The 24925-nt window shown below is 42.8% G+C and carries 18 protein-coding genes and 1 tRNA gene; 12 read left to right on the top strand and 7 right to left on the bottom strand.

What is annotated here, in order from left to right; genetic code table 11:
• The first annotated feature begins 114 nt into the window (after positions 1–114).
• From J7384_RS02760 to J7384_RS02745, 4 genes are all read left to right on the top strand, one after another.
• Complete coding sequence (locus tag J7384_RS02760) at positions 115–1671, top strand: SulP family inorganic anion transporter (protein ID WP_209111105.1); 1557 nt, start codon at positions 115–117, stop codon at positions 1669–1671.
• 174 nt (positions 1672–1845) lie between these two features.
• Positions 1846–2388, top strand: coding sequence for a DUF1289 domain-containing protein (locus J7384_RS19500; protein WP_280636292.1), 543 nt, complete (start codon positions 1846–1848; stop codon positions 2386–2388).
• 134 nt (positions 2389–2522) lie between these two features.
• Positions 2523–3017 carry a (2Fe-2S)-binding protein gene (locus J7384_RS02750; RefSeq protein WP_209111103.1) on the top strand — a complete coding sequence of 165 codons (495 nt, stop codon included), beginning with the start codon at positions 2523–2525 and terminating at the stop codon, positions 3015–3017.
• Positions 3017–5215, top strand: a complete 2199-nt coding sequence (locus tag J7384_RS02745; RefSeq protein ID WP_209111101.1) for a molybdopterin cofactor-binding domain-containing protein — start codon at positions 3017–3019, stop codon at positions 5213–5215. Before J7384_RS02750 ends, J7384_RS02745 begins: the two co-directional genes overlap by 1 nt.
• Before the next feature lie 104 nt (positions 5216–5319).
• Here the strand turns inward: J7384_RS02745 and J7384_RS02740 are convergent, their stop codons facing one another.
• Complete coding sequence (locus J7384_RS02740; protein ID WP_209111095.1) at positions 5320–5880, bottom strand: YceI family protein; 561 nt, start codon at positions 5878–5880, stop codon at positions 5320–5322.
• Positions 5881–5900: 20 nt separating this feature from the next.
• On the bottom strand, positions 5901–6440 hold the full coding sequence (locus tag J7384_RS02735) for a cytochrome b (RefSeq protein WP_209111093.1): 540 nt from the start codon (positions 6438–6440) through the stop codon (positions 5901–5903).
• Between the two features lie 470 nt (positions 6441–6910).
• On the opposite strand from J7384_RS02735, the gene J7384_RS02730 reads away from it, so the two are divergent.
• Positions 6911–6986, top strand: a tRNA-Phe gene (locus J7384_RS02730).
• 71 nt (positions 6987–7057) lie between these two features.
• Here J7384_RS02730 and J7384_RS02725 read toward each other — a convergent pair.
• Together J7384_RS02725 and J7384_RS02720 are read right to left on the bottom strand one after the other, a co-directional pair.
• Entirely contained in the window at positions 7058–8116 is a 1059-nt protein-coding gene (locus tag J7384_RS02725; RefSeq protein ID WP_209111091.1) for a phospholipase A, read from the bottom strand.
• Between the two features lie 74 nt (positions 8117–8190).
• Positions 8191–8739 carry a hypothetical protein gene (locus J7384_RS02720; RefSeq protein WP_209111089.1) on the bottom strand — a complete coding sequence of 183 codons (549 nt, stop codon included), beginning with the start codon at positions 8737–8739 and terminating at the stop codon, positions 8191–8193.
• A 244-nt stretch (positions 8740–8983) separates the two neighbouring features.
• Here J7384_RS02720 and J7384_RS02715 point away from each other — a divergent pair, with 244 nt between their 5' ends.
• The 3 genes from J7384_RS02715 to J7384_RS02705 are packed head-to-tail and all read left to right on the top strand — an operon-like array spanning position 8984 to position 13760.
• Positions 8984–11374, top strand: a complete 2391-nt coding sequence (locus J7384_RS02715) for a TonB-dependent receptor (RefSeq protein WP_209111087.1) — start codon at positions 8984–8986, stop codon at positions 11372–11374.
• An 18-nt stretch (positions 11375–11392) separates the two neighbouring features.
• A complete protein-coding gene (locus tag J7384_RS02710) occupies positions 11393–12676 on the top strand; it encodes an alkaline phosphatase family protein (protein WP_209111085.1) in 1284 nt (427 codons plus the stop codon).
• Position 12677: 1 nt separating this feature from the next.
• Complete coding sequence (locus tag J7384_RS02705; RefSeq protein ID WP_247741572.1) at positions 12678–13760, top strand: alkaline phosphatase D family protein; 1083 nt, start codon at positions 12678–12680, stop codon at positions 13758–13760.
• 102 nt (positions 13761–13862) lie between these two features.
• Here the strand turns inward: J7384_RS02705 and J7384_RS02700 are convergent, their stop codons facing one another.
• Positions 13863–14525 (bottom strand): DUF642 domain-containing protein, encoded by a 663-nt coding sequence (locus J7384_RS02700; protein ID WP_209111083.1) that lies wholly within the window; start codon positions 14523–14525, stop codon positions 13863–13865.
• 388 nt (positions 14526–14913) lie between these two features.
• Here J7384_RS02700 and J7384_RS02695 point away from each other — a divergent pair, with 388 nt between their 5' ends.
• The gene (locus J7384_RS02695; protein ID WP_209111082.1) at positions 14914–19200 is read left to right on the top strand and encodes a LamG domain-containing protein; all 4287 of its coding nucleotides are present in this window, start codon (positions 14914–14916) and stop codon (positions 19198–19200) included.
• A gap of 184 nt (positions 19201–19384) precedes the next feature.
• Positions 19385–20506, top strand: coding sequence for a methyl-accepting chemotaxis protein (locus tag J7384_RS02690; protein ID WP_209111080.1), 1122 nt, complete (start codon positions 19385–19387; stop codon positions 20504–20506).
• A 68-nt stretch (positions 20507–20574) separates the two neighbouring features.
• Here J7384_RS02690 and J7384_RS02685 read toward each other — a convergent pair whose 3' ends face one another.
• Positions 20575–22098: a PAS domain-containing methyl-accepting chemotaxis protein gene (locus J7384_RS02685; protein ID WP_209111078.1), complete on the bottom strand. Its 1524-nt coding sequence runs from the start codon at positions 22096–22098 to the stop codon at positions 20575–20577.
• Between the two features lie 260 nt (positions 22099–22358).
• Positions 22359–22577, bottom strand: coding sequence for an EF-hand domain-containing protein (locus tag J7384_RS02680; RefSeq protein WP_209111298.1), 219 nt, complete (start codon positions 22575–22577; stop codon positions 22359–22361).
• A gap of 451 nt (positions 22578–23028) precedes the next feature.
• Between J7384_RS02680 and glyA the strand changes: the two genes are divergently transcribed.
• Both glyA and nrdR read left to right on the top strand, forming a co-directional pair.
• The gene (glyA, locus tag J7384_RS02675) at positions 23029–24285 is read left to right on the top strand and encodes a serine hydroxymethyltransferase (protein WP_209111072.1); all 1257 of its coding nucleotides are present in this window, start codon (positions 23029–23031) and stop codon (positions 24283–24285) included.
• A 163-nt stretch (positions 24286–24448) separates the two neighbouring features.
• A complete protein-coding gene (nrdR, locus tag J7384_RS02670; RefSeq protein WP_209111070.1) occupies positions 24449–24910 on the top strand; it encodes a transcriptional regulator NrdR in 462 nt (153 codons plus the stop codon).
• Positions 24911–24925 lie beyond the last annotated feature (15 nt).

The raw sequence follows: 24925 nt of genomic DNA, 5'->3' as shown, positions 1-24925 counted from the left end.
ATTTCTAGCGTTTTTCACTAGCAGTGCTCAATTGACTTTTTTGTTGAATATCTGTACTATCGCGCGCTGCTTTTCCCTCTCGCCCGTTGTGGGCATACGATACGTGAGACACTAATGTTTGAATTACATGCGAGTAAAGTCGCAAGCCTGAAAAACGATGTTTTATCGGGTTTAACTGTGGCCTTGGCCTTGGTACCAGAAGCGGTTGCTTTCGCTTTTGTTGCTGGTGTTGAGCCATTAGTCGGTTTATACGCCGCCTTTATGGTTGGTTTAATTACTGCTGCCTTTGGTGGTCGCCCAGGTATGATTTCTGGTGCAACGGGCGCAATGGCGGTGGTGATGGTCAGTTTAGTTGCGCTGCACGGGGTGCAATACTTATTTGCTACCGTCGTGTTAACCGGGATACTACAAATACTGGCGGGTATTTTTAAACTTGGTAAATTTATCCGGCTGGTGCCACACCCGGTCATGTTAGGTTTTGTTAATGGCTTGGCCATTGTTATTTTCCTAGCCCAACTAGGCCAATTTAAAGTTACAAACGACGCTGGTGAGCTGGTTTGGATGCAGGGCAATCAACTGTTTACCATGTTGGGGTTAATCGCCTTAACAATGGCAATTATTCACTTTTTACCTAAATTAACTAAAGCGGTACCATCGTCATTGGTCGCGATTGTTGTCGTTACAGTACTGGTACAGAGCTTAGGTCTAGATGCGCGCACGGTTGTTGATTTTGTTCGCGATATGACCAACGACCCGGCCGCATCGATTGCTGGTGGCTTACCTCAGTTTGCTATCCCTGCCGTACCGTTTAACTTAGAAACACTGAAAATTATTTTCCCATTTGCCATAGTCTTAGCGGCGATTGGTTTAATTGAGTCGTTGTTAACACTGACCTTGATTGATGAGTTAACCGGTACTCGCGGCCGAGGTAATAAAGAGTGTATCGCGCAAGGTGCCGCTAATACAGTTAACGGTTTCTTTGGTGGTATGGGTGGTTGTGCCATGATTGGTCAATCGATGATCAACGTAAATTCTGGTGGTCGCGGTCGCTTATCGGGTATCACGGCAGCGGTTGCATTACTAGGCTTTATCCTATTCGCCTCTGGCTTGATTGAACAAATTCCATTAGCGGCGCTTGTTGGTGTGATGTTTATTGTTGTCATCGGCACTTTTGAATGGTCGAGCTTCCGCATTATGCGCAAAGTACCAAAAGCTGATGCCTTTGTTATCGCCTTAGTATCAGGTGTTACGGTTGCGACTGACCTTGCGGTTGCAGTTGTTGTTGGCGTGATTGTTTCTGCGTTAGTATTTGCATGGGAACACGCCAAGCACGTTGTCGTTAGTCGCTCAACAGATGCAAATGGCTCAACGGTTTACGATGTCAGCGGCCCATTGTTTTTCGGTTCAGTATCACACTTTTTAGAGCAGTTTGATATGGACAATGACAGCGATGATGTCATCGTTGAATTTAGAAATTCTCGCGTTGCAGATCACTCGGCGATTGAAGCCATTGATACTTTGGCTGAGCGTTATTTAACTCGCGGTAAAACCTTGCATTTAAAACACTTGAGCAATGAATGCCGTCAGTTGTTATCAAAAGCGGGTGACTTAGTTGAAGTGAATGTGATTGAAGATCCTGATTATCACATTGCAACGGATAAGCTAGGTTAATAAAAGTAGCGCAAATTTTTTGGCGTTAACGCTGAATGATAAAGGGCATTAGTCAGGTTATACTGAATAATGCCTTTTTTTATGGCGCTATAAATTGTAGTTGCCAACAAATGTTAGTAACGTAGAGAAAATTATCACGACCTAGAATAAAACGATTCGAGTAAGCGTATTGCGATGCAGTTAGAGTTTTTTGATGTACCAAGCCCTTGTGTTGGCATTTGTCAGTCAGACGATAAAGGTTATTGTTTGGGCTGTATGCGTACGCGTGAAGAGCGTCAAACTTGGCTACAGTATTCTAGCGATGATAAACAGAAAGTTATTAAACGCTGTCAGCAGCGTTTTCGCCGTAAAAAAGGGCTGATAAAAACCAAAGTTGAATCAGTTGAAACTGCACACCAGCAAGGCTCGTTATTTGAGTCAAAGTTTGAACCAAAGCTAGAGCCAAAGTTTGAACCAAAGCTAGAGCCAAAGTTTGAACCAAAGCTAGAGCCAAAGTTTGAACCAAACCAAGCTCCAGAACACCCTAAAAACATCAGTAATAGCCCAAATAAAAGCCAAGAAAACAATACAATAAATAGTGCGAAATCGAATACAACTGACGCTTCGAATAATCATTCAGACCGCCAACTAACAACCGATGCTGCGAGCAGTCAAAGTGTTTCACAACCTTCCCTCGACAATAATCAGACATTAGACTTTAGCGATTTTGAACTCTAATTAGTTCACACGACCGAACTCATTCTATTAGTCAGTTTACTTGCCACTGTATTACTCTATACTTGAACTATTATTCAAACGGGTGTTTGAACGCTAGTTGTTTATAACGACCTGCTCTTGTCTGGAAAATAAATATGATTAAGTTTTGGCTTAACCAACAACCAGTTGAACTCGATGTTAGCCCTGATGCGCCATTGTTGTGGGTAGTGCGGGAAATGCTGCAATTAACTGGTAGTAAATTTGGTTGTGGTATGGGGCTTTGCGGAGCTTGCACCATGCACTTAGATGGCGCTGCGGTTAGAACCTGTGTTTTGCCGGTTAGCGCCGCACAAGGTCGACAAGTGACCACGATTGAAGGGTTGTCGTCGGGGCAACAGTTACACCCAGTACAGCAGGCATGGCTCGACGAGAATGTACCGCAATGCGGTTACTGTCAGCCGGGGCAAATTATGTCGGCGACCGCTTTATTGGCAAATAATACAAAGCCAAACGATCAAGAAATTGACGCGGCAATGCAGGGGAATATTTGTCGATGCGGCACTTATCCTCGAATCAAACGAGCGATTAAACGCGCTGCCAGCAGCCAGCAAACCGTGTCTTTTTATGATCCTGAGCAGGAGCAAAGCTAATGGCAAGGTCAAGACGCGATTTTTTGAAAATTACCGCAAGTACTGCTTCGTGTTTTGTGATGTCAGTTCCTCTTGCTAGTTGTGCGGCGAGTAACCCAGCATTAGCAAACATTGGCGATGAACATTATGTTCACGATGGCTTTGTTCAAGTGACCAGTCAAAGCGAGATTCACTTTATTTTGCCGCGCGACGAAATGGGGCAAGGTGTCCATCACGGTTTAGCCACTTTGATTGCAGAAGAACTCGATATCAAGGTTGACAAAATTAAGGTTTATTTTGCCCCGGTTCACAAAACCTATAACAACTTGAGCTACGGCGCGCAGGGTACTTGGGGCAGTAGTAGTATTCGAGATCACTATTTACCACTGCGCCAAGCTGCGGCTGACACCCGAGCGACATTATTAAAAGCGGCAGCGCAGCAACTGGCAATCGCCCCGCAGCAGCTAACGTGTCGAGATGGTTTTATTTGGCACGGTACTAAGGCGTATCCTCTGGGCGATTTTGTTGCCACCGCGGCTAAGATTGAATCAGTAAAAGGTGCTCCTTTAGTTACTGATAGCCAATTTAAATATATTGGTAAAGACAGTCAGCGCAACGATGCCTTAGCTAAAGTTACTGGTACAGCGCGTTTTAGCATTGATGCGAAATTGACAAAGGCCAAACGAGCAGTAGTTATTCACGCGCCAGTGATCAATGGCAAGGTAAAAGATTTCGATGCAACCCGTGCAAAGCAGCAAGCAGGTATTGTTGATATTTTTGCAATTTCTTCGGGTATCGCAGTCGTTGCCGAGCATTTATGGCAGGCAAAAAAAGCTGCGGCTTTGGTTGTGACTAATTGGCAAACCAGTGAACTAGCAGCGTTTAATTCAGCCGAACTACCCGATATTCTAGCCAGTAAAATTGCCACCGAATCAGGCATTAAAGCCCATAAGTCAGGGCGAGGCCGTAAAGCGTTGGCAACGGCCAGCAAACGTCACAGTGCCACTTACTATGCGCCGTATTTAGCACATGCAACCATGGAACCGATGAATTGCAGCGCCGAAGTTACCGCCTCTGGTTGCCAAGTTTGGGTTGGCAGCCAATCACCCGAGTTCGCGCGCAACGGTGTCGCTCAGTTACTCGATATCGATCGCGAGCGAGTTCAGTTTCACAACCACTTTATTGGCGGTGGCTTTGGTCGTCGAGTCGGTATTGATTTTATTTTAGAAGCGGTTGAAATTGCCAAACAAGTTGAAGGGCCAGTGCAGTTAGTTTGGTCTCGTGAAGACGATATTCGCAACGACTACTATCGACCGCCGTCGATGGTAAAATTTGAGGCTGGTGTCGACGAAAACGGTCAGCTCAGTTGTTATAGCGTTAAACGCTCAGGTCCTAATATTTTTCCATATCAGCTAAAAGAAGCTGTCCCGGCAATGTTACCTGAGCTGTTTCCATCTGGTGTTTCAAGCTGGTTAGCAGGGGTTGGTGGTAAAGTTGTTAACGATTGGTACGCAGAAAGCTCAAGTGTTGAAGGACTTTTTGAAGACTACCAAGTGGCGCACAAAGAGGTTAGGCAAATTACCTATGACCCCGGTGTTCGCAATGGTTATTGGCGAGCAGTTGGCCACTCCCACAGCGGCTTTTTTAAAGAGAGCTTTATCGATGAAATTGCTCAGCTAACCGAGCGAGATCCCTTTGATTTTCGCCTTGCCCATTTAGCCGAAGAGCGTTTGCAAAACACCTTAAAACTGGCCACCCAAAAAGCTGGCTGGGGGCAAAAGCTACCCGCTGGTCACGTTCACGGTGTTGCGGTACACAAATCGCTTAAAACGTATGTTGCTCAAGTGGTTGAGTTATCTGTTGAGCAAGGGCAAATTCGCATTCACAAAGTTACCTGTGCCGTTGATTGCGGTATCGTCGTGAATCCAAATATTGTTAAAGCACAAATGGAAGGTGGCATATTGTTTGGTATTACTGCCGCTTTATACGGCAGTATAGATATTGTTGAAGGGCGTGTTAGTCAATCAAATTTTCACGATTATCAAATGCTGAGAATTAACCAAAGTCCTGATATTGATGTCCATTTAGTGGAGTCGAAAGTAGCGCCAACCGGTGTTGGTGAGCCGGGATTACCACCGATTGCTGCTGCGATTGGCAATGCTGTATTTGCGGCAACGGGTCAACGTTTGCGGCAGTTGCCATTTAACTTGTCAGCTTAACTTTAGCGAATGCTGGGGTTATCCAGTGATAGGGGATTGATGAACCAACAGCGCTTTACAGAGCGCTGTTGGCAAATTTTGGCGGGTAAAGTGCTGTTGACAAATTACTTGCGAACGCCTTCTACGTGTAAATCAAACAAGACTTCACCAAAGTCCATTTTGTAGCCAAAGTCAGCCATCTTGATTGAGGTTGTGCCAGAAAAGCCAGCGCGATAGCCGCCCCATGGATCTTTACCTTCGCCAATTTTGACTGCGTCGATAACGATCTCTTTGGTCATACCTTGCAAAGTTAAATCACCAGTGACTTTAAGTTTGCCATTACCCATATCTTGTACTTTTTTACTGACAAATTTCGCTGTTGAAAATTTATCTACATGTAAAAAGTCGTCATTGCGCAAATGCTTGTCGCGCTCAGCGTGGTTTGAATCAACACTAGTAGTATCAATATTGATATTGATTTTGCTGGCGGCAATATTGTTGTCATCGTAGCTGAAATTACCGTCAAAATTGTTAAAGCGGCCTGTTAACCAGCTATAGCCTAAGTGTTTCACTTTAAAGTTAATTGATGCATGTGCACCTTTGGTGTCAACTACGTAGTCAGCAGCCATAGATGGCATGCTCAAAACCGATGTCGCTAGCGCAGCCGCGCATAGTAATTTTTTCATGGAAATTCCTTAAGTTGTCGTTATTTAATCATTCTCATTAGGGTGTTGTCTTTGTCGACAACGTGATGTTTTATCGCGGCAATTGCGTGTAGTGTTGCAATTGCCAAAATGCTATAAGCACCGTATTCGTGAATAGCGCCAGCAATATCGGCCTGATTGGCAAATAACTCGCCGAAAGATGGCACACTAAACCAGTTAAATACCTCAATTGCCCTTTCATCGGCGGTTGAAATCAAATATCCGGTGATCATAATGATGAGCATTAACGCGTAGAGTAACCAGTGCACAAATGCTGAAAGCGTTTTAACTAGTTTTGAGTGATTGGCTATTGGCTCAGGGCTAGTTGTTAAGATGCGCCAAGCAAGACGTAATACCGTGGCGAGTAACAGCAATATACCAACGCTTTTGTGCCAATGAGGTGCGGTTTTATACCACTGGCTGTAATAAGTTAAGTCAACCATCCAGTAGCCAGCTGCAAACAAGCCGATGATGGTGATGGCTGATAACCAATGCAAACTTTTACTGATGATGCCGTAATTTTGTTTTGAATCTTTCCACATAGTGTTACTTTGTTAAATGTTAGCGGCGTTATTTATTTGCTAGTGTAATCTTATTTTATAGAATTTAAATCGCATAATTTAGCTATAAAAATTCGATATTATCGAATCGTTATTGCTTTTATGATAATGATTGTTATTTTTATCATTAAATATTCAATATAAAAAGTATTGTAAGATTCCTTGAGAGAATTATTTGTATCATTATGTGAATATGATTTGGTTGATGTTTGTACGCTTTTGTGTTGCTTTTTGTTCAATTGAGTTAAAGCGTTTGATAATCTTAATAATTCGTTAAAAAAGGGGTTGTCAGTGTAAAGAAAGCACTATATGATACGCGCTCTTTCAAGTTAAACCATTTAACTTGTTAGTTGTAAAATTATCGCTAGATAAGCCCGATTGTTCTGTTGATAGAGCTTTTGGGAATTTTATTGAAAATCCCTAGATTACAGATTTTTAATACACTCAGATAAGCCCAGATAGCTCAGTCGGTAGAGCAGGGGATTGAAAATCCCCGTGTCGGTGGTTCGATTCCGCCTCTGGGCACCACTTCGTGCTCCCCCTCAACGCATCAAACTTAGATTACTTCATACATCCTTGTATTGGCTGCATAGGTTCGTTTACAAAATATTATTGAGTGCTACACCGATACCGATACGGGTTTGTTTGTGGTTGTAGTCAATTAAGCTCTCGCCGTAGCCGTTGAACGCTGTTGCATAGCCAATAAACTTACCCCAAAGTGGAAAAGTAAAGCCGAGTTCAATTGCGCCATGGTGGCGGGCGAAATTTTCTCGCGCTTTAACACTTAGCTCATATTCGTCCCATTTATAAGCAGCAAATAACTCGAAGTGGCCCATGAAATCGAGGATGTCTGGGTTGTCATCACCTTTGGGGTCGCCGACAAAACGCTTTTCGTCTTCTGGCAAACGCCACCAGGGTTTAAAGGATAAGGCGAAGTTGTCCTTTTCAAACAAGAAGCTGGCGTACACTCGGTTCCAACTGCGCGATAAGGCTTGGCTTCGACCATTGGATTCGTGCTCTAAACCAACCGTAAAGCCTGTATTTCCCTCGAGAGGATGCCAATTCAACGGTGCTAGATAAAATACTTCAGGCTTGTAGTTGGTTTCTCTAAACGGCTTTGAAATATTGTCTGAGTATATTTGCCACCAGGCTTTTAACGTGAAAGCGAAGTAAAACTTATCACCCGGAATAAAAATATTGTCGGTTAATGGCACCTTAATGCTGAGCTGAAACTTACTCTCGACATCTTCAAAGTTGTCTTGAAACTCAGGAAAGCTCTGGTAGGCATTGGTATTGATATCGTTGGTTGTTAACGCCGGTAAAATGTAATTCATTAGGTGTGGGGTGAGCACAAATAATTCATTTTCAGTTTTGCTTTCGCTAGATATGCGTTTTGAGATCAGTCCTTGTCGCGTTTTTGTCAGGTTATTTGAAGCAACAGTTGTTTTTGCAACCTGTTCAATTACTTTCGATTCATTACTATCGTCTTGTTGATTACACTGTGCGTTCAGCTCGGCAACCGTTTGAGTTTGGTCTGCCTGTTTGATGGCGTCGAGTAAACAAGAATCTAGCGCCGATAACTGAGCCCCGTTCACAGAAAAACAAGTGGCACTAATACCAGCAATTATTGGCAAAAATGTGAAAGTTGTTTTGAGCACGCAATTCGCTCCTGCTGTTTGCAATATCTCCCCGTATTATATGTTATCTGTACTTCTTACGTATTGCTTTAATATTAATTTTTATCGATTTGAGTTCTTAGTTCATTGAGCGCACTCACTGAAAACCCACGGTCGTAAAAATAAACAATATTGTTGTCACGGTTGAGTAATACTACTCGAGCGTTGTTAGGGTTTTGGTTGCCCGTTAAGCGCTGAATTTTATCACCGTCCTGATAAATAGTGATGACACCTTGCCACAACTCTTTAGGAATACCTTTGCGCATGCCGTTGTTAATGGTTGTCTCGAACATACGTGGCAACATACCTTTAATAGTGGGAAGCTCAAATACTGGTGTTGTCACTTCAGTCATATCCAGAGCAATAAGCCATCGATCAATATCGAACTGACTGTCTTGAACATAGCCGATAAGTAATATGGTGGTTTGGTTATTGAAATGTTGTGGTAATACGACCTTTTGCTTGGTCAGTGTTTCACCATTTACTTGTGGGAATGTCTGTCCAACAAGCGTTTGGTTCGGGTATTGGCTGCTGCAAGCACTCAGTACAAGCAGTGTGACGATCAAAGTGATAACTTGGGTTATGGTTACTCTAAGCTTTGTCATTAACATCCCATTCGTTTTGTATTCTACTATTTATGTTTAACAGTTACGTTAGCTTTTAGCATAGCGATTTGTTTTACTGAGTTTTTGTTGAAAATATCTACGATATTAATATTACTGTGATTCTTCTTTCACAGTGACGTCATGTTATCTTCAACGTTCGTTAATTTAGGTGTAACTGAACTGTCACAATGCACTCCTACAATGCGCGGCAGTAAAACTTATAAATAAATCATTGGGATAAAACATGAAAACTCCATCACCTAAAAGTGCGATTGCATTGGCAGTGTTATCTGCTTTATCAATGCAAGCTTTTGCTGAAGACGACAAAGTTAAAACCGAAGATCAAATCATTGAAGAAATTACCGTTGTCGGTAAAAGTGTTTCATACGCAAATAACGAAACACCAGAAGAAATGTTTAAGCAGCAAACGGCGATGACGAGTGCTTTAGCTGTTATTGATAATCTGCCTGGCGTATTGATCAATGAAGGTGATACCTTTGGCGCTGACGATTGGTCAACTACTGTGTCTGTTCGCGGCTTTCAATTGAGCTTAGATGAGCAACAAATTGGTATTACCATTGATGGCATTGCCAATGGTAACTCTAACTACGGCGGCGGCGCAAAAGCCAATCGTTACATCGATACTGAAAACTTGGGCACGGTACAGGTGTCGCAAGGTACAGCCGATATTGCTTCGCGTTCACATGAAGCGCTAGGTGGTACACTTAATTTCACCACTACAGATCCAGAATCAGAAGAAAAAGCAACAGTCAGCCTAACGCTTGCTGAATTTGATGGTCAAAAATTCTTTGCTCGTTACGATACGGGTGAAATTTTTAAAGACACTTATGCCTGGTTCAGTCTTTCAAGCACTGAAAGCAGTGATTTTATTCAACAAGCTGCCGAAAATACTCGCGACCATTATGCTGCTAAAGTAATTAGCATTATTGATGATATCGAGTTTACTGGTTACTTTTCTTACGATGATACTCATGAAGACAATTATCAACGTGTTAGCCTTGCTCAATTTAATGCAAACCCAGAATGGGACCGACTAACTGAAGATTGGGCCGGTATTCCATTTGTCGACCAAACGTATCGCCGTGGTTGGTCTACCTTACGCGAAAATATTTTTGCTTACCTAAAAGCAGAATATGTGGGTGGGACTTATGAAGTGTCAGGTAACGTTTATTATCACGACAACTCAGGACGCGGTGACTGGGTTCCTCCTTATGTGGTAGATGTTACAGATGATGGCGCTAACCAACCTCACTCTGAACTTGTTTCTGGGAATACTGTTTTTGGCGGTACACCACTAGGTCAAATCGGTTATGTCACTCGTGACGGTGTTGGTTTAACACCAGTATCTTTGAGCTGTTCATCTTTAACTGCCCCATACGGCGGTACCCGTAATGACGATCCAAGTACGCCTAACGTAAATGAAGCGAGTAACTTACACTTAGATCCAAACTGTTTCCCAGCTGGCTCGGTGCCTGTTGGTTCATATCGTCATACTCATTATGGTAAAGAGCGTTTTGGCTTTAATGCAGATTTTGCGTTGTACACTGACTTTAATGATATGACTAACACCCTACGCGGTGGTATTTGGTATGAAGATTACGAGCGTGACGAGTATCGTGATTGGCACAAAATCATCGATTCACGTACAAGCTTTGAGTTTGACAACACACCTTACTGGGTGCAATACGATCGCAGCTTTACTGTAGACACCAAAATGTTCTACTTAGAAGACGAACTCGATATGGGCTGGGGTAAAGTTCGCTTAGGTGCTAAGAAGTTCTTAGTAGATTTAGATCGCACAGATAATCTCAATTCTAGTGCGCAGGTGCTAAACGTTGACTCTGATTCAGATGTTTTGTTCTCTGGTGGTGTTGTATTTAACACGGGTGTTGAAGGGTTAGAATTTTTTGCTGGTTATGCAGAAAACTTTGCAGCTATCAAAGATTCTGTACTAGAACGCGACGCTTCACAGTTGACTAATATTGAGCCTGAAACAGCAGACAATATTGATGTTGGTTTGCGTTATAGCTCTGATGCAATTGAAGCAAGTGTGACTTACTACGACATTAGTTTTGAAAATCGTCTTGTATTTATTGCCCCGGATTCACCTGATGCGGGTATCGACTTCCTAGTTGGAACAAATGGTTCTTTTATCAACGCAGGTGGTATTGAGTCAACAGGTGTAGAAGCTGCGCTAACATGGTACATCTCAGATGAATTGACTTTGTATAGTTCATTCACATCAAACGACTCTGAATACGCTGATGGGCCATCAGCATTCCCTACAGGCAATACCGTTTTCGGTTCAGCTGAAGACTTAGCTGTATTGTCACTTGATTGGCAACGAGATAGCAAATTTGCTGGTGTTTCTAGCAAGTGGGTTGGTGAGCGTTGGTTGGATGCAGCGAATACTCAACGTTTAGATGACTACATTGTTACTGACGTTTACGCTGGTGTTAGTGTTGAAAGCCCATTCGAAGGTCTACAATCACTAGAAATTCGCTTTACTATCAACAACCTTACTGACGAAAGTTATTTAGGTGGTGTTGCTGGTCAAGCGGCATGGATTGGTGCTCCGCGCACTGCAGCATTGAATATTAAGGCTGCTTTCTAAGCTTTAGTATTCCCTTTCATGACTCATAAAATCCGGTTGCTGTATGGCGACCGGATTTTATGTACAGGATGTATGGTATGGCGCGGTTACACGGAGGTAAAAGAGCGCATGCCCAAGACCTATCAAGTTGTGCTGTTTCAAGGATGTAAAAGCGCACATATTCCGAGAAATCTGATGCGTATTTTTTTAGTCTTTTGCCTGTTGCTATTTACCAGCATTAGTAAGGCAGAAAGAAACTTAATTGTAGTTACCCTCGATGGTCTGAGGTGGCAAGAGGTCTTTCGAGGCGCCGACGAAAACCTGATTGCTCATCAAGATTTTGTTAAAAAACCTGAAGCGTTAAAACAGGCTTTTTGGCATCAAGAACACAAGCAGCGACGTCAACGGTTAATGCCATTCTTTTGGCAAACCATTGTAGAGCAAGGCACCGTGATTGGTAATCGTGACATAGGCTCTAAGATGTCGGTCGCCAACCCTTGGTACTTTTCATATCCCGGATACAGTGAAATTTTTACCGGCGTTGTTGATGAAAGTATCGATAGCAATAGAAAAATTCCAAACCCTCAAATTTCTTTTTTGGAATGGTTAAACAAGCAAGATAAATTTGAAGGGAAATTGGCTGCTTTTGGCAGTTGGGACGTTTTTCCTTATATTTTTAACGTTGAGCGCAGCAAACTTTATGTAAATGCGGGCTTTGACAGTGCTGGCGGCTATCCGTTGTCAGCAGAAGTCAAACTGTTGAATGAGCTGCAAAAAGAAATTCCAAGCCCGTGGCACAGTGTTCGACTTGATGCCTTTACCCACAGATTCGCTAAAGACTATTTGTTGACGGTAAAACCTAAAGTGATGGCAATTGCCTACGGTGAGACTGATGACTTTGCCCATGACGGTGCCTACGATCAGTATTTACACGCAGCTAAACGAACCGACCAGTTTATTGCTGACTTGTGGCGCACCATACAAACAACACCTGGTTATAAAAATAACACTAATGTCTTGATTGTTACCGATCACGGTCGTGGTAGTTATCCAGAAGATTGGCAACATCACGCCTCGAAAAGATCGCTAGCCGGTTATATGAAAGGGTTGAGCCATTTCCCCGAGGGAATTATTGGTTCAGAGCATATTTGGTTTGCCGCCATCGGTCCTGATATTCCCGCGCGTGGTGTGGTGAAGACCAAGGTTGAGGTAAAACAATCGCAAGTTGCCGCGACTGCGATGAAACTTCTGGGTTATCAACCTCAAACGTTTAACCCCGATATTGCGCCGGCAATCGCCGAATTGTTTAATCAGGAGAATTAATATGATGTTGAGTAAATTAGTTGGTCAGTTGGCGCTGCCGCTTGCCTTGTTAAGTGCTAGCGCGGTCGCAGACAGTCTAAAGTTTAATGCGCTCACTGAAGCACCGAGTAAAATTCTGTTTGGCTCTTGTAGCCATCAGGACAAAGCAATGCCGATACTCGATGCGATTAATCAGCAACAACCTGATTTATTTGTTTTTCTTGGTGACAATGTCTATGGCGATACCGAAAATATGGCTGATTTAGCGGCTAAGTATCAGCGCTTGGGCAACAAAGAGGGTTTTAAAAAACTAAGAGCTCAAACACCAGTGATTGCGATTTGGGATGACCATGATTACGGAGAAAATGACGCTGGCGCTGAATATCCAGAAAAGGAAGCCTCTCGACAAATCATGCTCGACTTCTGGCAAGAGCCACAAGCGTCAAAAAGGCGAATGCGTGCCGATGGTATTTATACTTCGTATATGTATGGTCAAGGGCAACAAAGTCTACAAGTGATTATGCCTGATTTACGCTGGAACCGACCTGCTCTCAATGCGGTCAGTGAAGCTGAATACTATCAGAGTAAAGCACCGAAAAAAATGGGGCCTTATTTACCTGCTCAAGGCAAAAACCTTAGTATGCTTGGCGAAGCCCAGTGGCACTGGCTTGAAGCGGAACTCAAAAAGCCTGCTCGAATTAAAATTATCGCTTCTAGCTTGCAGTTGTTACCGGAGTTTACTGGCTGGGAATCATGGGCGAATTTTCCCTACGATCGCAATCGTTTAATAAATTTTATCAAACGTGAAAAGATCAATGGCGTTGTTATTATCAGTGGTGACACACACTGGGGAGAGATATCGAAACTCAGTGATAGCTTAGATTATCCGCTGTGGGAAGTGACGAGTTCGGGATTAACGGAAGAGTGGAAAGATGTCAGCCCTAATCAGCATCGGGTTAGTGGTTATACTCACAAAGCCAATTACGGTGAGTTACTGATTGATTGGCAGCAAGTTGATCCTAGACTAACGTTTGGTTTAAAAAACGCAAAAGGTGAAGTTGTGATGCAAGAGAAATTTCGCCTGTCCAGTATTAGTCCTTATTGAGCTGAAGCCAACCAAGATCTTAGTTGTATAAGTACGAAAACGCCCGCTAGACACTATATCTAGCGGGCGTTTTTATGCAGTAATTGGCTTTTTTTGAGTCTTTTAAGCTTTGTTGCGTTTTGCGTTACGTACAACAAGTGCAATCAGTGGCAAAGCGAAAAACAATAAAGTATTTGGTGTTGGCACTTGGGTTGCGCTCAAACGAGCAAACGATTGAGCTTGAATGTTAACATCGTCGAGTAAATTACCAACTGAGCGTCTTGTTCCGCGCGTCGCTGTAAACAATAGTTGTGTTTCATTACTAGCGGCTTGGAATCGCAAGCTTGCTTGTGACCATTGACCAACAATGTGATCATCGAAATTAGCATTCAAAATACCGCTGTTAGTGGTGTTATCAATTAAATCAACCATAAACACTTCATTCACACTTGCTCTAGCGCGGTAAGCAAACGTAAGGTGATACCACTGACCAGCCAAGGTCGTAAAGTTTTGGTATAAGGTTGCGTTAGTGGTCGAGTTTAGTTCTAGTAAGTTTTGACCATCATCAGGTCTAACACCTAAAAACGGGCTACGCCATAATTCGATGCGGTTTGGGCTTTGCCAACCAAGTACATCGTCTTCGTTAAATAGACGCCAAGTATTGTCAGCAAATGTATTGCCTTCAAAACTACCGTTAACGATTAGGTTTGCGTGGGCACTATTCGCCAATAAAGAAAGGGTTACAATCAAAAATAACTGATTAATCGTTTGTTTAAAGTACTTCATAAATCACCTACTACTACGTATTTACAACTTTTATACCGAGGTTTTTATCTCTTTCATCTAAGGTTTAGCAATATTTATACCCATGTTTTATCTTATTGAATTTAATGTTTTTTTAATTGCTTGCAACTATTACTAACTAAAAAACGTAAAATTATTAGACAGCTGTACAATGAATGAAATGTTTGTATAAATATTGTTCAGTTGTTGTAAGCTTATCACAGTTTCATTGGTCTGGCTTAGTTAAGTTTGTACTTTTTGGTTTAACATTAATACTTTAAGCCAACAAATGTGTGATATCTTTGTTGAGCAAAAGTGGTTTGAGCATTAACGTTGTAGGATAAATTATATGCGTGTATTTAGATTTATTGTTCCTTTGCTGGTAGGGATAATGCTATTACTCACACAGAATGCTTGGGCCGCTCAATGCTCCGCGGTGTTTCCAGATGTGCTCTCTACGCATGGTAACGGCGTCGGTAACAGTCAAATAAATTTTGGTTTTAATGCCAGGCTTCTCAATAATCCCGACACCGTACTAAACACTCGTCAAGTAAACACTAACGCAGGTTCAACTGTTTCTTCCTGTCAAGGAACTAATTGCACTGCGTCCGGTACTTCAGGTGAAACTGCCTCGTTTAATTTTAGACGTGGTAATGGCAATGTTAGCTTCACTCCTAGCTCAGGCTCTACGATTACTTTTGGTACGACTGCCGTTAACAATTACAACCGTGTCGGAGAGGCAAGCAATGTTGCATTTAACTTTAGTGACAATCACGATGTTTACTTTTTCGAAAGACTGGCACTTGGTTTTAACAGCACGCTTAACCTAAGTGCGGGGAAAACCTACTACATTCGCGATTTATCAGTGGCATCAAATGTCACGATTAATGTTGTTGGGAGTGGAACCGCTCAGCTTTTTATTGATAGCAATACGACTTTTGGCTCGTCAGCGATAATTAACTCAAATGGGTTTAATAGCATCGGTGATGTTAGCAAGCTCGTTGTCCACATTGATGGTAACTTCAGCTTAAATAGCCAGTCGACATTTTCAGGCGCCTTATACGCAGAAAATATTACTTTAGTCTCTGCAAGCCATCTTTTTGGTGTCGCGTCAGGTCGAGTCATTAATCTAAATGCCAATTCAACCGCAACTTACGATAATACAGTGTTTAATGCAGATTTTGGCGAGGTTTGTGAATTGCCGCCACCAGAGCCTTTTGCAAGTTATCGAATGGATGAGTTCTCGTGGGCCGGTAGCAGCGGGGAAGTGGTGGATCAAACCGGTAATTTTAATGCGACAGCGGTTAACGGCGCCAATACCGCGAATGTAACACCTGCACTTTCAGGTAGCCCTGGTACTTGTCACTACGGTGACTTTGACGGCAGTAATGACTATGTGGCTTTGCCTAGCAATTTTGAAAATTTGCAAGGCGATTTTACGATTGCAGCATGGGTTTTTCCAACAGCAAGAGATCGAGGTAATCGTATCTTTGCTGACGATGAGAATAACACTCGAGGTTATGCGTTTAGCTTAGGAGATCCCGGACCTGGCAGATTGAGGTTCTACTCTCGTGGTGTTAATCCTGTTTCCGTAGATACAACCAGTGCCGTTCCGTTAAATCAGTGGAGTTTTGTCACTGCCGTTCACAATAGCGTTAACAAAACGCGACAAATTTATATTAATGGTGTTGCGCAAAGAGTAACTGGAGGCAGCACGGTTAATACCTACACAGGTAACTGGGGTGTCGATACTGGTTTAGCCTCTATTGGCGGCGAAACCAATCGAGGTGAGACCGGCAATAGGTTTGATGGCTTACTCGACGAAGTTCAGGTATACAAAAGCGCTTTAACGCAACGGCAGATAGCAGAGCTTTTTGCTCAACGACACGATTGTCTTCGTCCTGGCCCATTAGCTCACTATCAGTTTGAACAAGATGCTTGGTCGGGAAATAATTCGATACTTGATACTAGCGGCAACAATAATCACGGTTCTCCACTAGGTAATATTTCACCGTTAATTCCATCGCCAGTTATTCCTGTTGCGGGCGGTTCATGTCAAGCGATGGATGTGCCAAGAAACACCAATAATGGCCAAAGTGCTTTAAATACTAACCTTGACTTAGATAGTCAGGTGGGTAACCGTGGCACGATATCTTTTTGGTATAAGTCTGACAATGCGTGGCGACGTGGTGGCAGAAAAACTTTGTTTGACGCGTCGATTGGCAATGGCAGAAACAATGGAAGAGATGCGGTATTTTTTCTCGAAATTAGAAGTGGGAGAAATAGTGGCCGCGTAAGGTTTATTACTGAAGACATCAATGACCGAAACTTTGAATTTAGTAGCCAGCAACGGTTTAATTTTGCCGCTAATACATGGGTACATATCGCCTTGAGTTGGGATTTGGTTAACCGAGATGTGCAATTGTTTATCAACGGCAATGCGCAAAATATGAATCGCAGTATTCAGAGCCGATTTGTTAGCCAAATAGGTAACTTAACCAGCTTGCGCATCGGTGATAATAGTTCATCTAACAATGGTTTTGGCAGTTTGGCAAATTCTGCCGATGGCCAGTTTGATGATGTTCGAGTTTATAACTTTGTGCAAAACAGTGCTCAAGTTCAGGCGGATAGAGAGGATGTCAGTCCTTGTATTCAGCCAAGTGTCAATCACTACCGGATAAATCACCCTGGTGCCGGGGTCACTTGTGAACCGCTGGCGATGCAAATCAGAGCGTGTGCCAATGCTGACTGTAGTAATCAAGTTACCACCAGTAGCAGTATTAGTCTGTTACCTACTGGTTTTTCTGGTACTAATGTTAGTAACAACACCGTCAGTTTATCAGGCAGCGCTGAGCAGATAAATTTATCAGTAGCAGCGGCTGGACGCGTCACGTTGTCAAGAAATAGTGCGCTCCCTGATGCACCGTTGCGTTGTTTTATTGGCGATAGCGATAGCACCAACGAGAGTTGCGAAGTTAGCTTTGCTGATACCGCACTATTACTCGATGTTGGTAGTCAACAAGTTGCTGAGAGTACTTTTACTGGCGTGCGACTGCGCGCGGTTGAGCGCAATAGTAATACCGGTGCTTGTGGTGCAGCGCTTTCAGGTCAACAAAATGTAAACGTTAGTTATAGCTGCTCAAACCCAGGCCAATGCCGCACCTCATTAAACGTCGGCAGTACCGTGATTAATGGTGTTCGCCAGACTGGCAATACAACTGCCGTTATTCCAATGACTTTCAATAACAATGGTGAGGCAAGTGTTCCAAGTATCAGTTTTGCTGATGCTGGACGTATTGCTATCTCTGCATCGGTTAATGCTAATAATGTTAATTTAACTTCCAGTACCGTAGGTGTTGACGTTATTCCTGATAGGCTAGTGATTAGCGCGCCTAATTTTGCTGCTGCGCCCGTTGCCGGACAGAGCTTTGAACTGCGCTTGGCAGCATTGGGAGCCAATGGTCGAGAACTACCAAATTACTTGCCTGCAAATATAGAAACACAAGAGAGCTTGGTTCAGCCTGTTGGCGGTAGGGCCGGAGATGTTAGTGCTTATGGCACGCCACTTTCTTTGACGTCTAACGGTGTTTATGAAGATAACGCCGCGACATATAGTGAGACTGGTACTGTTGAACTAGTGATTGTTGACAGCAACTACCTTGGCTCTCATAGGTTAACCAGTAATGCGTTAACACTGAGTAACTTTGTACCATCTTATTATAATGTTGTTGCTACGACGCCAAATTTTGTCAATGCTAACAATGGCTTTACGTATGTTGGCCAACCGTTTAGGTTCAGCTTGGCAAACTCGCTCAGTTTTACCATTGAAGCATTAAATGAAAGTGGTGAGATAACACGTAATTATGACGACGGTAACTGGGGTTGGAATAAATCGGCTTTGATACCTAATAGTTTTGGTTTTACGGAACGAAGTGGTTATCGTCCAGATAATTTAGTTGTATTTCCTACTCCGTCTGAAACCGTGACTGATAACGGTAACCTAGACGGAGATCTTGTTGTTACGCTGGCTGATTTACAGGTTTATCATCAAAAATCAACTACGCCGGTAAGACCCTTTAATGTCGATATCGATCTGGCAATTAGCGCAAATTACTTTACTGACAGTGATCTCTGTTACAAGAACAATGCTTCGGACGTAAGCTGTCTTGGTTTGTCGATCAATGATCTTGTCGGTGCCAATATGCGCTATGGTCGCTTGCAACTGATATCTAATCAAAGTGATGAAAACCAGGCACTGTTCTTACCGTTGCAGGTAGAGTATTTCGATAGTTCAGGCAATTACGTGCTAAATACTGATGACAGTCGAACACTGATCAGCGTCGCTAACAGCGATATTGATGTTAGCTCTACGTCAAGTAATGCTTTAGTGAATGCGATTAACTCGACATCACCACAACTAACACGACGTTTCAGCAGCGGCAGAATGATTGGTAGCAACGGTTTACCTCTGGGCAGTCCAGGTATCGCTGGTGAAGCCTTGATTCAACTGTTACTTAATGGTAACAGCCAACTTAACTTAGGTACTTGGCGCTACTTCCTCAATGTTGATCGCGATGATGATGGTGATATCGACAACAATGATCGACCGCAAGCAACAGGGACCTTTGGCCGCTTTCGTGGCAATGACCGAATTATTTTATGGCGAGAGCAACTGTAATTGTTTTTGTTCTAAGTTATTTCGATAAGTAATATCTAGCCTTGTGCTTTGTCTGGCATCTAAAGTAATAAATCGGCATAGTAACGCCGATTTATTGCGCTAGCTTTTTGACAGTTGATGTCATACAGTTTGTGCTTGTGCATCGATAGTCGATTAATGACAAATTAGCAAAGGTAATGTCACTATGGCAGCGGAACAAACCATGGAACATGTCGCTCATCAACCAATAGCGTTTGGGGCGATTTTTTTTAGGGCGTTTAAGTTTAGTATTATCATCGGTACGGTGCTGAACTTAATTAATCAATGGAATGCTATTTTCGGTCCCGAGAATTTGGCTGTTTTGCCGATGTTTCTCACTCACTTAGTGCCATTTTTTGTCTCATCCTATAGTAGTTATCTCGGTGAAATTGCTTGCCGTAAGCGTCAAGATGAGAATTACGAGCGCGTTCAAGTACTAAAAGCTCGAGAAGGGGAGTTAGCACAAACCAGTGCACAAATGCTGCAATTTACTCAAACACTTGTTGCCAATGCCACCAATGTCAACGCGGCGTCTAAAAAGCGAGTACCTTTTATCGAGAGCTTAGTTGGCATTATGGCCGATTCGATAGATCAAAGTCGCAATAGCTGTGCTGAGTTAACCGACTCACGCACTCATGTCGCTCAACTGCGTGACATGTTTGCCACAATCAATCAGCATATTTCGTCGTTGGTTCATGAAATTAGCGATAATGCACAACGAACAGATTCATTAAAGCGCGAAACTGCTGACTTTTTAAAAGATTTTAACCAAGTTGTATCGATGGCCGACACCATTAGACAACTATCTGAAAATACTAACTTGCTGGCGCTAAATGCATCGATTGAAGCCGCTCGTGCAGGCGAGTTTGGCCGAGGTTTTGCCGTAGTTGCTGAAGAAGTTAAAACGCTTGCTAATGCTTCAAAAGACAACGCCAATGAAATCGATAACGTTTGTCAGCAGCTGAAAGTTAAGCAGGGCGAAATCGAGCAAAAATTCGAAAGCTTGTCGCAATCACTGTCACAGTCAATGGATTTATCAACCAGTGGACAAAGTAATTTGTCAGGTCAAATGGACAGTGCCGTTGAAGCGGTTGAAATTATTAATACTCATTTAGACCATATTATTAGTCAAAATGAAGCTGCTTGTGACAAGTTCGGCGAAGTGGCAGAGCAGATTGATATGATGAAAGCAGATGCTGAGAAAGCCGTGCAAGGCTCAGCAAATAATATTCAAATAGGTAAAGATGTTATTGAACTGATCAACAAGGTCAGTAAAATTTTCAATTAGTTATTTTGAGCATTATTAGAAAAGCGGCGTTAGCCGCTTTTTTTATGTTTGTATAAGAACTTCTCGGGTTAGCCGAACGTTGAACTCAACCTGTTCAGTGCTTGAGCATTGTCGTTGACTGTTTGCCCTAGTTTGTGAACATTATCGACAATATCAGTATTTTTGTGAGAAATATCTTCAATCACGTGAACGTTTTGACTGATTTCGTCGGCAACTACACTTTGCTGCTCGGTGGCTGTTGCAATTTGTGAGCTAATATCACTCAGACGGCCAATTTGTTGCGTAATATTATCAATGGCAAGTAGGGCTTGTTGCGCTTCTTGTGATGAGGCCTCTGCATCGCTCTTGCTCGACAGCATAATGTTTTGCCAATTTTTAAGGCTGGTTTGCAAGTCGACTACCGAGCGTTGGATATCTTCTGCCGCTGTTTGTGTTCTATTGGCAAGGGTTCTTACTTCGTCGGCGACAACGGCGAACCCGCGGCCTTGTTCTCCCGCTCGTGCTGCTTCAATCGCAGCATTTAATGCAAGTAGATTGGTTTGGTCGGCGATGCCTTGGATTTCACTCATCACTTGAGAAATGGTTTCAACATCATCGACCAGTACTTCAGCGTTACTGGCCGCTCCTTCAATCGATTGCGCTAAATGGCTAATTTTTTGTTCGTTGTTTACTACTAAGTTATTGGCCAATTGACATTGCTTTTGGGTGTCGCTGATTTCTAGATGTGCGTCACTAACGTTGCGATTAACATCGTTGATGGTTGCGCTCATTTCGGTGATGGCGGTTGCCAATGAGGTTAATTGACTGTTTTCGCTTTGTAAGCCAGATAATGACTTTTCTGAAGACTGAGTCAAGGTATTGGCAATTTTGATTAGTGATTTACCTGAATCTTTGCTGCGTCCTAAAATGGTTCTTACTTTGGCGTCGAGCAGTTGATTGGAGTAGTCAACAATACCGTGCAAACCTTTGTCGGCAAAAACAAAGCGAGAGGGGCTGTCGACTTCCTGCTGTAATGCTCGAACAGATCTTGGTAAGTGACACAGTTCTTCAATATTAATCACGGCGATAGCAACGACAAAAGCAAGTGGTAACAAAGTGAACAATATTTGACTGCTGAGCCACCACATTAGCGCGGTCATTAGTGCTAATAAAGCGACTGATAAATAACACTTTTTAATAGATTGACTGTGCCAATCTCTGATTGACTTCCCTTGATTTAGCTGTTGATACACTTTTTCTGCGGTTTGTTTTTGCTCGGCACTCGGTAAGCAGCGAACCGATTGATAGCCAACAACTTTTTGATCTTGATAGACGGGAGTTACATATGCGTCAACCCAATAGTAATCACCATTTTTACAGCGATTTTTTACCATACCGCGCCAAGGCTTTTCAGCTTTTAGTTTCTGCCACATATCGTTAAATGCTGCCTTGGGCATATCGGGGTGGCGAACAATATTGTGAGGTTGGTCGATGAGCTCTTCGAGCTCGTAGCCAGCAATTCGGCAAAATTCTGGATTGGCGTACTGAATAGTGCCATGGGTATCGGTAATTGACACGAGTTGCTCTGACGGCGAAAAACTAACTTCCTTCATAACCCAATAATTCCTTCACTATTGTTAATTAGGGGATATCCGAATGGCGTAACGCTAATTTGATGAATACAATGGATACCATAATCAGCTTAATACAAAAGCTGGTTGATTTTCTAGCTTTTTGTGGTCGTTTTTTGTTCTTGCTTGGGGCTGAGTTAATTAAAAATGTAACTCAATGTGTAGAGGATGGAAAAGAACGCTATCAAGCGCGAAAAAGGTATGATTAAGAGAAAGCTACCACAAAAATGATAGCTTATCCTTTATAAAGCGAGTTCGATCACCATTTCGCGTAGCTCTTCTTTAGAGATACTGTTGTCGTGGTTGGTATCAAAGCGTTTAAAAATGGTTTCGCACATGCGGATGCCTTTGTCTTGCAGCAAGCAGTCGATTAACTCGACGAATTCGCTGCGGCTGATTACGCCGTCTTTGTCTTCGTCAAAGACTTCAAATAACTCATCAACCCATTGATTTAAGTCCATTAGGTATCACCTTATTTTCCAAGAAATTATAACGACAACTTTACCGCTAAATGAGGACTTTGGGAATGTTTATTTACTTTGGTGTTGAGTTGACCAAATAGTTAAGTAATGAATTTATTACACACTGCAAGTGTTTGATTTTTGTTTGTGGTGTTTTGCTTGAATTTAATTTGTTGTAAAAGTGATTTTGTTGTTTTATATTTTGTTTGGTTGGGCTTTTTTGTAGGTTGTCTGGTCATGCTGTTTAGCGTCAAGCTCGTGTAAGGGCTAACTTAACGGTATAACCTAGTACAAAAACAGAGGGGCTTTTTCGTGTACAAAATTACAACTTTCAGGCAGAATAATCGCGCTCAAATTTATATCTAAGCAAGTCGAATAAATCGGCTTATTTAGGTATAGATTTAATATGCGCAGTTGGGGTTAAAGACCCAATTACAACAGAGGAAATAATATGCTAACTCGTGATATGAATATTGCCGATTTTGACGCTGAGCTATATCAGGCAATGACTGACGAAGTAGTTCGTCAAGAAGCTCATGTTGAGCTTATCGCTTCAGAAAACTACTGTAGCCCGCGCGTGCTTGAAGCGCAAGGCTCTCAGTTAACTAACAAGTATGCTGAAGGTTATCCGGGTAAGCGTTACTACGGTGGCTGTGAGTATGTCGACAAAGCAGAAAGCTTAGCCATTGAGCGCGCTAAAGAGCTTTTCGGTGCAACCTACGCCAACGTTCAGCCACATGCCGGCTCACAAGCTAATGCGGCGGTTTTTCAAGCGTTAGTAACGCCAGGTGCAAAAGTACTAGGTATGAGCTTAGCTCACGGTGGTCACTTAACTCACGGTTCTCATGTTAACTTCTCTGGTAAATTGTACGAAGCCATTCAATACGGTTTAGACCCTGAAACTGGCGATATTGATTACGCAGAAATTGAGCGCTTAGCACAAGAACACAAGCCTGAAATGATCATTGGTGGTTTCTCTGCCTTCTCTGGTGTCGTTGACTGGGCACGCATGCGTAAAATCGCTGACAGCGTTGGTGCCTACTTTATGGTGGATATGGCACACATTGCTGGTTTAGTGGCTGCTGGTTTGTATCCAAACCCAGTTCCACATGCACACGTAGTAACTACCACAACGCATAAAACGCTTGCTGGTCCTCGCGGTGGTTTGATCGTCTCTGCTTGTGACGACGAAGATGTTTACAAGAAACTAAACAGTGCAGTATTTCCTGGCGGCCAAGGTGGCCCATTAATGCACGTAATTGCCGCAAAAGCAGTAGCGTTTAAAGAAGCGCTTCAGCCTGAATTTAAAGCGTACCAAGAAAAAGTGTTGGCTAACGCCAAAGCGATGGTTGCTGTATTGCAAGAACGCGGTTACAAAGTTGTGTCAAACGGTACTGAAAACCACTTGTTATTACTCGATTTAATCGACAAAGACATCACAGGTAAAGATGCCGATGCTGCACTAGGTCGCGCTCACATTACTGTGAACAAAAACTCAGTACCAAACGACCCGCGTTCGCCGTTTGTTACTTCAGGTTTACGTTTAGGTACGCCAGCGATTACCCGTCGCGGTTTTGGTGTTGAAGAAACTCAGCAATTAACTGGCTGGATTTGTGACATTTTAGACGACATCAGCAATGAAGAAACCATTGCTCGCGTTCGCGAACAAGTGACTGAGTTGTGTTCTCGTTTACCTGTTTACGCGTAAACACACACTCAACTCAAAGCATCAAATAAACTAGTGGTGCTAGGCGCTAGTTTATTTTGTTGATTTCCCTTAAAATGGCCGCAATTTTGCGGCCATTTTGTCTTTTTAGCATCGACTTTTTTATGTTGCTCAAAGAGGCGCTAGGCAATTTAAAGAGAACTCAATGTATTGTCCGTTTTGCTCAACCTGTGACACTAAAGTCATCGACTCGCGCTTAGTTGCCGATGGCCACCAAATAAGGCGTCGTCGAGAGTGCAGTGAATGCCACGAACGCTTCACCACTTTTGAAGCTGCTGAGTTGGTTATGCCGAGAATTATCAAGCGCGATGGTTCTCGCGAACCGTTTAATGAAGACAAGTTGCGCACAGGCTTGCTACGAGCGCTAGAAAAGAGACCGGTTAGTGTTGAACAAATGGAACTGTCAATAAACAAACTAAAATCTCAATTGCGAGCGACTGGCGAGCGAGAAGTCGACAGTGAAATGCTTGGCAACATCATTATGAACCAGCTTAAAGCACTTGATAAAGTTGCTTATGTTCGCTTTGCCTCTGTTTATCGCTCATTTGAAGATATTCGAGAATTTGGCGAAGAAATTGCCCGTTTAGGCGATGATGAACAGCCTTGAGCCTAAAAAAACTTG

Source organism: Endozoicomonas sp. G2_1 (assembly GCF_017744155.1).
In the GTDB taxonomy this organism is placed as follows: domain Bacteria; phylum Pseudomonadota; class Gammaproteobacteria; order Enterobacterales; family Alteromonadaceae; genus JAGHQT01.
The sequence above is the reverse complement of the archived record's forward strand: the minus strand, read 5'-3'. Positions and strand labels throughout refer to the sequence as shown.